Raw genomic sequence first — 11,271 nt, 5'->3', positions numbered from 1 at the left:
GAACCGCATGAGGTCGACGCCGTGGGAGCCGAGGTCCCCGAGCACGCCCGAGCCGCCCTGCGCCCGCAGGAACCGCCAGGTGAGCGCGCCGGCGGCACCGGCGCCGTCCCGCGAGTCTCCGCCCTGGCGGGTGTCCGATCAGTTGACGGAGGAGTAGGCCACCACCCCACGCCGGATCGCGTCCATCGCCCGGCCTGCGACGGCCCGCACGCCGCCGCCCGGCGGGGCGGCGTCCGCGATCTGCCCGAGCATGTCGAGCAGTTGCTTCATCCAGCGCACGAAGTCACCGGCGGTCAGGTCGGTGTCGACCAGCACCGCGTCGAGCTGGGTGCCGCTCGCCCAGCGGTACGCCGCCCAGACGAACCCCAGATCCGGCTCGCGCAGGAACGCCACCCGATGGTCCTTCTCGACCTCCTGCAGGTCGCCCCACAGCCGGATCATCTCGGTGAGCGCCTCGCGCACCGGCCCGGCCGGCACCCGGGGCGCCCGTCCGTCCTCCGGCGCCCGCGACTCGTACACCAGCGCGGACACGGTCGCGGCGAGCTCCGCGGGCCCCAGGTCCTCGAAGATCCCGCCGCGCAGGCCCTCGGCGGCGAGCAGGTCCAGCTCGGTGTAGATCCGCCCGAGCCGGCGCCCTTCGTCGGTGACCCGCTCGCCGTCGAGGTAGCCGAGCTGGTCGAGGACCGCGCAGACCCGGTCGAACGTCCGGGAGATCACCTGGGAGCGGCCCTCCACGCGGCGGCGGAGCGCCGTCGTCTCCTTCTCCAGCCGGAAGTACCGCTCCGCCCAGCGCGCGTGGTCCTCCCGGTCGGCGCAGCCGTGGCACGGGTGCTCGCGCAGGCGCCGCCGCAGGTCGGCGATCTGCGGGTCCTCGCGCGTGGGGTCCGGGCGCTTCTGCGGACGGGGCTTGTCCAGGTCCGCGGTCTTGTTGCGCAGCGTGGAGGCGAGGTCACGGCGGTGCTGCGCCGACCTGCGGTTGAACCACTGCGGGATCTTGATGCGCTCGACCGGCTCGACGGGACCGCGGAAGTCCGCCAGGGCCAGCTGCTTGACCTGCCGGTTGATGGTGAGGACCAGCGGGGACGGATCGTCGGAGCGCTTCGCGCTACCCGGCTCCAGGACCACCGCCGCCCCGGCGAAGCGGCCGTGCGGGACCATGATGACGTCGCCGAACCGCAGCCGCTCCAGCGACCGCGCCGCCTCGGCGCGCCGTGCGCCGGACCGCTCCCGGGCCAACTCCCGCTCGCGTTCGGTGAGGCGCTGCCGCAGGCGGGCGTAGTCCATGAAGTCGCCCTGGTCGCAGGTGGCGGCCTCCAGGTAGCCCTCCAGTGCCTCCTCGTTGCGGCGCAGTTGCTTGGCGAGTCCGACGACCGCGCGGTCCGCCTGGAACTGCGCGAAGGACTCCTCCAGGAGCGTACGGGCGCGTTCGCGGCCGACCTGGCCGACGAGGTTGACGGCCATGTTGTACGACGGGCGGAAGCTGGAGTTGAGCGGGTAGGTGCGGGTGCCCGCCAGCCCGGCCACCCCCGCCGGGTCGACGCCGGGCGCCCACAGGACGACGGCGTGGCCCTCCACGTCGATGCCGCGCCGCCCCGCCCGCCCGGTGAGCTGGGTGTACTCGCCGGGGGTCAGGTCGACGTGCATCTCGCCGTTCCACTTCACGAGACGCTCGATCACCACGGTGCGGGCGGGCATGTTGATGCCCAGCGCGAGCGTCTCGGTGGCGAAGACGGCCTTGATCAGCCCCTCGGTGAACAGCTCCTCGACGACCTCCTTGAAGGTGGGGAGCATGCCCGCGTGGTGCGCGGCCAGGCCGCGTTCCAGCCCGGCCAGCCACGTGCCGTACCCGAGGACGTCGAGATCGGCCCGCGGGATGTCGGCGGTGCGTGCCTCGACGTGCGCGCGGATCTCCTCGGTCTCCTCCTTCGAGGTCAGCCGCAGCCCGGAGTACATGCACTGCTCGACCGCGGCGTCGCAGCCGGCCCGGCTGAAGATGAAGGTGATGGCGGGCAGCAGCCCGGCCCGGTCCAGCCGGTCGATCACGTCGGCGCGCGACGGCGGCCGGTAGCGCTCGGGGCGGCGTTCACGCCGCCGCCCGGAGCGGCGGCTCTGGTTGATCCTCGTGCGCCGCAGGTCGTCAAGGGCGAACCGGCGCAGCTCCGGGTTGACCTTCGTGTGATCGTCGTCGACGAACAGGTCGTACAGCCGGTTGCCGGCGAGCATGTGCTGCCACAGCGGCACCGGCCGCTCCTCGTCGACGATGACCGTGGTCTCGCCGCGGACCTCCTGCAGCCACTCGCCGAACTCCTCGGCGTTGCTGACCGTCGCCGACAGCGCCACCAGCCGCACCGACTCGGGAAGATGGATGATCACCTCTTCCCAGACCGCGCCCCGGAACCGGTCGGCGAGGTAGTGCACCTCGTCCATCACGACGTACGCCAGGCCGGTCAGCGTCGGGGACCCGGCGTACAGCATGTTGCGCAGCACCTCGGTCGTCATGACGACGATCGGCGCCTCGCCGTTGATGGTGTTGTCGCCGGTCAGCAGGCCGACCTTGCCAGCCCCGTAACGGCGCACGAGGTCGGCGTACTTCTGGTTGGACAGTGCCTTGATCGGCGTCGTGTAGAAGCATTTCCGGCCGCCCGCGAGCGCCAGGTGCACGGCGAACTCGCCGACGACGGTCTTGCCCGACCCGGTGGGCGCGGCGACGAGCACGCCGTGGCCCTCCTCCAGCGCACGGCAGGCGTCGACCTGGAAGAAGTCCAGGTCGAAGTCGTACAGGCTTTGGAACTCGGTCAACGCGGGCGTGAAGAGCGCCATGCGCTGACGGTGCGCCGCGTAGCGCTCCGCGGGGGTGGTCATGGCTCAAGCCTACGGACCGCGGCCGACCGAAACGGCGGTGCGCCGCGGATTGCCGGCCCCGAGCGGCCATGATCACAATGGCGGGACGGCCGCCACAGGGCGTCCGGGCGGCCGGGATTCACCCGCACTCGCCGGGCACGGCGGAGGTGGCCGCCACGGGGCGTCCGCGCGGCCGAGACCTACACGCGCTCGCCGTCCGCCGGCTCGTCCTCGGGCAGGTCCAGCGGGGACGCCTCGTCGTCCGAGATGCCCGCGTACGGGTCGGGCCGGGCGGCCTTACGCCGGTCGTGGACGTAGGCGATGAGCTCGGCGATCTCGAAGAGCACCACGGTGGGCAGCGCCAGCGCCAGCATGGTGAACGGGTCCTGGCTCGGCGTCGCGACCGCGGCGAACACGAAGATGCCGAACACCAGCAGCCGCCGCGACTTCTTGATCCGGGCGTGTGTCAGCACCCCGGCGACGTTCAGGATCACGACGAACAGCGGCAACTCGAACGTGAGCCCGAAGATCAGCAGCATCGCGGTGGCGTAGCCGAGATAGTCGGTGATCCCGACCAGCACCGTCGTGTTGCCCGGGGCCAGGCCGATGAAGATGCGCAGCCCGCGGTCGAGCGTGACGTAGGCCAGCCACGCGCCCACGGCGAACAGCGGGGCCGCCGCGCCGAGGAAGATGTAGGTCCAGCGGCGCTCCCGGGCGTACAGGCCCGGCGCGACGAAGGCCCAGATCTGGTACAGCCAGATCGGGGACGACAGCACCGCTCCGACGATCAGCGCCACCTTCAGGTGGATGAAGAAACCGTCGAAGATCCCGTGGACGACGAGCGTGCACTTGCCGCCGAGGCAGTGTTGTGGTGGCAGGCGTTCATAGGGCTTCTTCAGCACGTCCCAGACGGGGTTGAAGAAGATCCAGCCGACGATCGCCCCTGCGATCAGCCCAAGGGCGGCCTTGATGATCCGGATGCGCAACTCACGAATGTGCTCCATGAGCGGCATGCGCCCGTCATCGCTCCGCGAGGCCCCGCGCCGCAGGGGCAGCTTCATCGCCGACATGTCGTTGGAGTTCCGGTTTCGTCAGGACTTCTTGCCGTGCTCCGCCTGGGACAGCGGTACGCCGCTGACGGTCGTGCCGTCGTCCACCGGACCGGCCAGCTGCTGCTGACCCGCGGCCTGGCGCTCGAGGAGGGCCGCCTGCTCCCGCAGACGGGCGGCCTGGGCGCGGGCGTCCTCCGCCTCGGCGCGGGCCTTGGGCTGGTCGTCCTCGTCGGTGATCAAGCCCTTGGTCTCGGACTTGAAGATGCGCATCGACCGGCCGAGCGAACGAGCGGCCTGCGGCAGCTTCGCCGATCCGAACAGGATCAGGATGACCACCGCGATGATCAGAATTTCCCCCGTACCAAGGTCAGGCATGTCCGTCCTCATTCAGCAGTGGCTGATACTCAGTCCGATCGTACGCCGTCGGGCCGAATGTCTCACTCCCCTGATCGCTCCAAACGCTGCAACTCACCGGCGAGAGCCTCCTGTTTCGGCTCCAGACGCGCTCTCGTCCGCTGCAGTTCACGGCCCAGGCCACGGACCGCCAGGCCCACCTTGACCGCGCAAACGCTCAGCACGACCAGCCCGGCGAAGGCCAGCCCGACGAACAGCATCATCCACGGCACACGCCGACCATAGCGAGGTTTGCCGGCGCTCGCTCCGCGAGCGCGGTTCGCGGCGCCCGACGCGCCGCTCACCTCGGCGTTACCCCGGCCGGGCCGGGATCAGCCTTCGTAGAGTTTCAGGGCGCGGGCGGCGTCCTCGCGTACCTGGGCGGCCAGTTCGGCGGGCTCGACGATGCGGCCACTGCCGGCCAGCCGCAGCGCCAGCCGGCGCACCCAGCGCACGTCGCGGGTGCGCAGCACGATGCGGACGCGCCCCTCCCCCAGCTCGGAGACGCTCTCGCAGGGGTAGTGGTCGGCGACCCAGCGCCCGGCCGGGGACAGCTCCAACGTCACCCGTACGTCCTCCGGCGAGGGACGGAACAGCCCGGCGTCCAGGTCGAGCGGCTCGGCCTCGTCCGGGATGCTGGCGACGACGTCGAGGACCCGCAGGTCCACGATGCGGTCCAGGCGGAAGAGCCGGACGGCCTCCGCGCGGCGGCACCAGCCCTCCAGGTAGGACCAGCCGTCGACGAGGAGCAGCCGCATCGGGTCGACGTCGCGCACGGTGTTCTCGTCCCGGCCCGGCACGTAGTAGGTCATCCGCAGGCGGCGGCCCTGGTCGAGCCCCGAGCGCACCTGGACCAGGACGTCCGGGCGGACGTCGACCTCGACGGCGACCTGGCTGCTCGGCCGGGCGGCGGTGCCCGCCGCGTCCTCCAGCTTGGCGATCACCCGGCTCACGGCGTCACCGTGCTCGGGGAGCTCGGCGATCGTGCGCAGCGCCACGAGGAGCGCGGCGGCCTCGTCGACGTCGAGCCGCAGCGGCCGGCTGATCGACTCCGCCTCGCAGACCACGATCTCGCCGCCCTCGTAGGACAGGTCGATCGGGCAGTACGGGTCGGGCGCGCGCAGCTCGACGCACCACAGGAGGTTCAGGTCGTCGATGATCTGCTTTTCGGTCACGCCGAACGCCGCCGCGGCCTCTTCGACGCTGACCGAGCTGCGGTTGATGACGTACGGGACGAGCGCGAGCAGCCGCCGCAGCCGTTCCGAGGAGCTCACTGGCACACCGCCTTCAGATGCTGGATCATCGCGTCGCGCACGTCCGGCGGCTCGATCACGACCACGTCGTCGGCGAACCCGGCGAGGTAGTCGGCGAACTGGTCGACCTCGGCGAACGTCAGCTCCGCCAGATCCCACGCGTCGTCGTCCCGGCGGATGTTCGCCGCCCAGCGCCGGATGCCGTCGGCCGCGCCGTGCCGCAGGCGCACGGTGGCGGTACGCCGCCCGGGGGCGGTCCCGCCCATCGAGGTGACGACCTCCCGGACGTCCACGCCCTCCGGAACGGTCACCGTACCGGCCGGCCCGTCGGCGGTGACGTCGCCCCTGATCCGGCTGAGGCGGAAGACCCGCGCCTCCCCGCGGTCGCGGTCGTGGCCGGCGACGTACCAGCGGCCGTGCCTGTTGACCACTCCCCACGGCTCCAGGTGGCGGCGCTGCGGCGCGCTGCGGCCGACGCCCTGGTACTCGAAGGCGACCGGCCGGCGGTCCCGGACCGCGCGCCACAGGGCGGGGAAGGCGGGGTCGTCGGTGCCGACCCTGGGCTCGATGCCGAGGGAGGCCACCTCGTCGGTGTCCACGCCGGCGGCGCGCAGCTTCAACAGCGCCCCGGAGGCCGCCTCGGCCAGGCTGGCCCGCTGCCACACCCGCGCGGCCAGCCCGAGGACGGCGGCCTCGTCGCGGGCCACCTGGATCTCCGGCAGTTCGTACGCCTGGCGCTGGATGCGGTAGCCGGGCTCCTCGTCGCCGTCGCTGCCCATCTCGATGGGGATGCCGAGCTCGCGCAGTTCCTCCTTGTCGCGCTCGAACATCCGCTTGAACGCCTCGTCCCCCTCGGGGTACCCCGGCACGGCCTGCCGGATCTGCTCAGCGGTGAGGTACCGCCGGGTGGCCAGCAGGCACACCACGAGATTGAGCAGCCGCTCGGTCTTGCGGCGCGACATCGTCCACTCCTTCTGGCCCGTCCGCGTGTCCTCCGACGCTACCGTTGGCGAGTGATCCGATGGCGCAAAGGCACGGTTGTCAAGATACGCCGCGAATGGCCCGGAGCGGTCGAACTCGACGTCACGATCGACGACGAGGGCGAAGCCCGCGCCCTGGCCTATCCGGCCCTGGTCGGCCGGCCCCGGCCGGGCGACGCCGTGCTGCTCAACACGACGGCGCTCGCGATGGGTCTCGGCACCGGAGGGTACGCCATGGTGGTCGCGGTTCCGGACCGTTTCCCGCAGGATCCGTCCGGCCCCGGCCATCTGGTCAAGGCACGCTACACGCCCCTGCAGGCGACGGTGCTCGGCACGGACGAGCAGGACTCCGCCCATCACGAGGTCCTGCGCGACGCCGAGTCGATCGACGGGATGCCGGTGGTCGTCGCCGACCTGCACTCGGCGCTGCCGGCGATCATCGCCGGGCTGCACCTGGACCGCCCCGGCACCCGTGTCGTCTACGTCATGCCGGACGGCGGCGCGCTGCCCGCCTGGTTCTCCAGGACCGTCGCGGCGCTGCGGGAGGCGGGCGCGCTGGCCGCGACCGTGACGGTCGGCCAGGCGTTCGGCGGCGATCTGGAGGCGGTGACGCTGCACACCGGCCTGCTGGCGGCGCGCCTGGTCCTCGACGCCGAGGTCGCCGTCGTCGCGCAGGGCCCGGGGAACCTCGGCACGGGCACCCGCTGGGGGTTCTCCGGCGTGTCGGCGGGCGAGGCGGTGAACGCGGCGGCGGTCCTGGAGGGCCGTCCCGTGGCGTCCCTGCGGGTCAGCGAGGCCGACGCGCGGGAGCGTCACCGCGGGATCTCCCACCACAGCCTGACCGCCTACGGTCGCGTCGCCCTGGCACGGGCCCAGGTGGTGGTGCCGGACCTGCCGGGCGCGTTCGGCGACCGGGTACGGGCCGAGGCCGAGCCTCTCGGTGAGCGACACGAACTCGTCACCGTCTCCGTCGACGGCCTGGAGGAGGCCGTCCGCGACTCTCCCGTGCGGGTCTCGACGATGGGCCGGGGGCTGGACCAGGACCTCGCGGGCTTCCTGGCGGTCGCCGCGGCCGGACGCCATGTCGCGAATCTTCTAAGCTGACGCCTTTATGACATAGATCGATAGTCGAGAACCTGCCAAGCCGCCGAGAAATACCCTTCTCGTTACCGTTCGATTGTTTTACCGGGAGTTCCGGCGAGGATCCTGGAAGCGGAAGGCGATGACAGATCATCGCAGGAAGGGCCATTGACACCCTTCCCGCCTTCCGGCAACGAGGTGATCATCGTGCTCAGCAGGAAAAGCGCCTCCGCCGGCCTCGTCGCGATCGCCGCCACGGCCGGCGCGCTCTTCACCACCCCGCCCGCATCCGCCCAGAGCATCCCGGCGGCGCACGTCAGCGCGGTCGTGGCCCGGGCGAGCGCGAGCGCACCACTCGGCGACGGCTGGTGGCGCCACCACCGCCACTTCCGCCACTTCCGCCACTTCCGGCACCACGGCTACTGGCATCACCGTTTCTACCGCGGCCGTTTCGGCTACCGGCACTTCGGATACCGGCACTTCGGCTATCCACGCTACGGCTACTCGCGCTATGGACACTTCTATCCCTATGGCGGTTATGGAGGGAACTTCAACCGGAATGTGAACATCATCGTGCACTGATTCGAGACCTGGTACGCGAAGACGCCGGAGCACGGGCTCCGGCGTCTCACTGTGATCGGTGCGGTCCCTCGGCGGTCAGGAGTTGAGCTGCTCCAGTGTGCGGCCCTTCGTCTCCACGGCCGCGACGGCGACCAGGGCGCCCACCAGCGACGCCGCTCCGAGCACGGCGAACATCGAGGTGATGCCCTCGCTCTCGTTGATGAGCGCTCCGACGACGATCGGGCCGACGATGACGCCCAGCCGGTGGGCCACGCCGCCGATCCCGAGGCCCTGGACGAACCGCAGCGCGGCGAAGTACGCGAAGCCGGGCGAGAACACCAGCGCCAGGCTGGCCAGCGCGGTGACGGCGACACCGAGGGAGACGGTCCGCACCCGACCGATCCGGTCGCCGAGCCAGCCCGCCGCGAGGGCGCCGGCGAGCATCCCGACCGAGCCGCTGGTGACGGCGAACGTCGCCTGGCCGGTATCCGCTCACACCGCTGCTCCCCGTCCAGGTCGAACTCGATGGTGATCGGCTCGCTCATCCGACGTGCTCCTCTCCGGCGGTGAACCGCGCCAGCAGCCGGCCGAGCAGGACGCCGGCCGCGTGCCGTCGGTACCGCGCGCTTCCGGCCGCGTCGCCGATCTCCTCCGGCAGCAGCGCGGCGATGTCGGCCGGCGCGGTGCCGACCGGCGCCTCGACGGCGTACGGGCGGGTGAGCTCCTCCAGGTCCGCCAGCCAGACGAGGGAGGAGCAGTCCAGCCCCTCGCGGAACCGGGCGAACAGGTCGGTGCAGCCCTGGGCGTAGACGGCGCCATCGGCGGAGCGGCCAGGACCGCCTCGGCGATCGTGCGCGGCCGATGCAGTCGAAAATCCGGGATCGTGCGCTGTGTGGGCGCCACGAGCCCGGCGGGGAGCACGCGCATCCCTTCGCCTCCTGACCGTTCATCCGGGCACCCGTGTCGAGCCGGTCGCACGCAGCCCGAACATCTTCAGCGCTAAGCAAACTATCGCTAAGGTTTTTAGCGTCGCGGCGAGTCCCGCACAAGGTTCCGCACTACTCCCGCTCCGCCTCCCGGTACGTTCGGCACTGACTTTCACACCCCTCAGAGGACCCACCGGAAGGAGGAGGGAGAGGAGGGCCCGCGCCCCTCTCCCCGACCGACGTATGACGAGCAGATCATCAGGACGGCCGGACGCGGTCGACCTGATCTTGGAGCAGTGGGAGCGCGAGCTGCCCTCCATCGACGCCACCCCCATGGAGGTCCTCGGGCGCCTACACCGCAGCTTCATCCGCTACCAGGGCCTGCTCGGCGACCTGTTCGACCGCTACGGCCTGAACATGGCGGCCTTCGACGTGCTCGCGGCCCTGCGCCGCTCCGGCGCGCCGTACCGCAAGACGGCCGGTGAGCTCGCCGAGATCGCGCTGGTCACCACCGGCGGCATCACCCTGCGGCTCGACCGGCTCGAGAAGGCCGGCCTGGTCATCCGGGAGCGCGACCCGGACGACCGGCGAGTGGTCTATGCCCGGATGACGGACAAGGGACTCGAAGCGATCAACACGGTGGCAGCCGCCCACTTCGCCAACGAGAAGCGGATGCTGGCCGGGCTCACCGACGCCGAACAGCGCCAGCTCGGCCGGCTCCTCCGGAAGCTGGAGCGCTCCCTGGAACTGGCCGAGCGGACACCGCCCGAGACCGGCCCCGACCAGACGTGACCCAGGGCGTTTCCGGGGCCCCGCCTCAGACGCCCGCCCAGGGCAGCGGTTCGGCGGTCAGCCCCCAGTAGAGGCCCTTCTGACGCGTGTAGGAACGGATGCCGTCCCGGCCCTTCTCCGTCCCGATGCCGCTGGCCTTCATCCCGCTGAACGGCGTGGAGATGCCGAACTGCTTGTAGGTGTTGATCCAGACCGCGCCGGCCTCGATCCGCCGGGCCAGTAGGCCCCGCGGTCGAACTCCGGCCCGTCCGGCGCGCGGCCGCCGCACCGAACCCGGGCCCCCTCCCGCCGGGCGCGATCGACCATCGCCGCGACCTTGTCGCGGTGAGCGTGCGTCATCACCTCGCCGCCGCCCTTCGGACCAGGATCTCATCTGCGACGTCGTACACCGGATCCGCTCCCACCACTCGGCGACAAGGCGGATAAACCTTAGCGCTAAGTTTTTACACCGCGACACCGGTCGGGTCGTACGACTCCCGGAACGTGAACGCCTCGGGCCCCGGCCCCTGCCGGCGCACCCGGTCCAGGCGCTCCCGCGCCTCCTCCACCGACGGGATCCACCCGGCCGGCACCCACCACATCACGACGTACGGCTCGGCCATGCGCAGGAACCATTCGCGGCGCCGGCGCAGCACGTCGAGGTGCGCCGACCGGTAGACGAAGTCCCACAGCGCCGCGCGCGACTCCCAGACCGAGAAATTGATGATCACGTCGTCGCCGTAGGGACGGATGGTGGACGCGTCGTCGTCCTCTCCGTCCGTCAGCCGCCACACGAAGCCCGGCGCGGAGTCGGCCAGGGCGTTGACGGGTTCGAACAGGGCGAGGAACTCGGCCATGGACGGCGCGTCGAGGGGTTCGCGGAGGCGGCCGACGTTGAACTGCGCGAGGTGATGATCCGTCATGGCGGCCAGCAGATCATCACCCGGCGCTCTATGTCAATCATTATTGTTTTTAGAAGCGAACATGACGCAGCACTCCCCCGGCCGCGGATCCATGCGCGCGACCATCCCGGTCGGTTCCAGACCCTCGAGCAACCCCTCCAGCAGCGCCAGATTCATCCCGCAGACCAGTGGAGGGAACTCCACCGCCAACGCGTGGAACGGGCAGTTGCGCAGCCGCACCTCGGCACCCTCCCGGTACGGCTCATACCCCCTGGTCCGCAACGCGGCCGCGACCCGCTCACCCGCCGCGGCGTCGTCCTCGGGCGGGCCTACGGCAGCGCCCGCCGGCGGCTCCACGCCCTCGGAAGGATGTACGGCGGCGTCCGCCGGCGGCCCCGTGGCCACGCCCTCGGACGGGTCACCGGCGCGGAAGACGTACCCGTCGACGCAGTTCTCCGAGGAGATCGACTTGAGGTACGCGGCGCGGGCCGGATCGGACTTGGCGATCTCCG

Annotated in this window: 11 protein-coding genes and 2 pseudogenes; 3 read left to right on the top strand and 10 right to left on the bottom strand. The window is 71.4% G+C overall.

The window, feature by feature from the left end; translation table 11 throughout:
• Nucleotides 1-138 precede the first annotated feature (138 nt).
• From AB0K82_RS44005 to AB0K82_RS43980, 6 genes are all read right to left on the bottom strand, one after another.
• On the bottom strand, nucleotides 139-2,862 hold the full coding sequence (locus tag AB0K82_RS44005) for a DEAD/DEAH box helicase (RefSeq protein WP_364409574.1): 2,724 nt from the start codon (nucleotides 2,860-2,862) through the stop codon (nucleotides 139-141).
• Between the two features lie 179 nt (nucleotides 2,863-3,041).
• Nucleotides 3,042-3,854, bottom strand: a complete 813-nt coding sequence (tatC, locus tag AB0K82_RS44000) for a twin-arginine translocase subunit TatC (protein WP_364409572.1) — start codon at nucleotides 3,852-3,854, stop codon at nucleotides 3,042-3,044.
• A 78-nt stretch (nucleotides 3,855-3,932) separates the two neighbouring features.
• Nucleotides 3,933-4,268, bottom strand: coding sequence for a Sec-independent protein translocase subunit TatA (gene tatA / locus AB0K82_RS43995; protein ID WP_364409568.1), 336 nt, complete (start codon nucleotides 4,266-4,268; stop codon nucleotides 3,933-3,935).
• A gap of 62 nt (nucleotides 4,269-4,330) precedes the next feature.
• Complete coding sequence (locus AB0K82_RS43990) at nucleotides 4,331-4,510, bottom strand: hypothetical protein (RefSeq protein ID WP_345347426.1); 180 nt, start codon at nucleotides 4,508-4,510, stop codon at nucleotides 4,331-4,333.
• A 108-nt stretch (nucleotides 4,511-4,618) separates the two neighbouring features.
• A complete protein-coding gene (locus AB0K82_RS43985) occupies nucleotides 4,619-5,560 on the bottom strand; it encodes a WYL domain-containing protein (protein WP_364409565.1) in 942 nt (313 codons plus the stop codon).
• Nucleotides 5,557-6,501: a WYL domain-containing protein gene (locus AB0K82_RS43980; RefSeq protein WP_364409562.1), complete on the bottom strand. Its 945-nt coding sequence runs from the start codon at nucleotides 6,499-6,501 to the stop codon at nucleotides 5,557-5,559. The genes AB0K82_RS43985 and AB0K82_RS43980 overlap by 4 nt, the downstream gene beginning before the upstream one ends.
• Before the next feature lie 51 nt (nucleotides 6,502-6,552).
• Here AB0K82_RS43980 and AB0K82_RS43975 point away from each other — a divergent pair, with 51 nt between their 5' ends.
• Nucleotides 6,553-7,623 carry a DUF3866 family protein gene (locus tag AB0K82_RS43975; RefSeq protein ID WP_364409559.1) on the top strand — a complete coding sequence of 357 codons (1,071 nt, stop codon included), beginning with the start codon at nucleotides 6,553-6,555 and terminating at the stop codon, nucleotides 7,621-7,623.
• 183 nt (nucleotides 7,624-7,806) lie between these two features.
• Nucleotides 7,807-8,181, top strand: a complete 375-nt coding sequence (locus AB0K82_RS43970) for a hypothetical protein (RefSeq protein WP_364409556.1) — start codon at nucleotides 7,807-7,809, stop codon at nucleotides 8,179-8,181.
• Between the two features lie 75 nt (nucleotides 8,182-8,256).
• Here AB0K82_RS43970 and AB0K82_RS43965 read toward each other — a convergent pair.
• Nucleotides 8,257-8,631: pseudogene (locus AB0K82_RS43965) on the bottom strand (MFS transporter); the annotation flags it as partial.
• A 698-nt stretch (nucleotides 8,632-9,329) separates the two neighbouring features.
• Between AB0K82_RS43965 and AB0K82_RS43960 the strand changes: the two are divergent.
• The gene (locus AB0K82_RS43960) at nucleotides 9,330-9,878 is read left to right on the top strand and encodes a MarR family transcriptional regulator (RefSeq protein ID WP_364409554.1); all 549 of its coding nucleotides are present in this window, start codon (nucleotides 9,330-9,332) and stop codon (nucleotides 9,876-9,878) included.
• A 25-nt stretch (nucleotides 9,879-9,903) separates the two neighbouring features.
• Here the strand turns inward: AB0K82_RS43960 and AB0K82_RS43955 are convergent, their stop codons facing one another.
• From AB0K82_RS43955 to AB0K82_RS43945, 3 genes and pseudogenes are all read right to left on the bottom strand, one after another.
• A complete protein-coding gene (locus tag AB0K82_RS43955) occupies nucleotides 9,904-10,146 on the bottom strand; it encodes an aldehyde dehydrogenase family protein (protein ID WP_364409551.1) in 243 nt (80 codons plus the stop codon).
• A 175-nt stretch (nucleotides 10,147-10,321) separates the two neighbouring features.
• On the bottom strand, nucleotides 10,322-10,780 hold the full coding sequence (locus AB0K82_RS43950; protein WP_364409548.1) for a DUF3291 domain-containing protein: 459 nt from the start codon (nucleotides 10,778-10,780) through the stop codon (nucleotides 10,322-10,324).
• Nucleotides 10,781-10,813: 33 nt separating this feature from the next.
• Nucleotides 10,814-11,271: pseudogene (locus AB0K82_RS43945) on the bottom strand (hypothetical protein); the annotation flags it as partial.

It is taken from the genome of Actinoallomurus sp. NPDC052274 (genome assembly GCF_040679475.1).
In the GTDB taxonomy this organism is placed as follows: Bacteria; Actinomycetota; Actinomycetes; order Streptosporangiales; family Streptosporangiaceae; genus Actinoallomurus; species Actinoallomurus liliacearum.
This window is presented reverse-complemented; position numbering and strand designations above follow the sequence as displayed.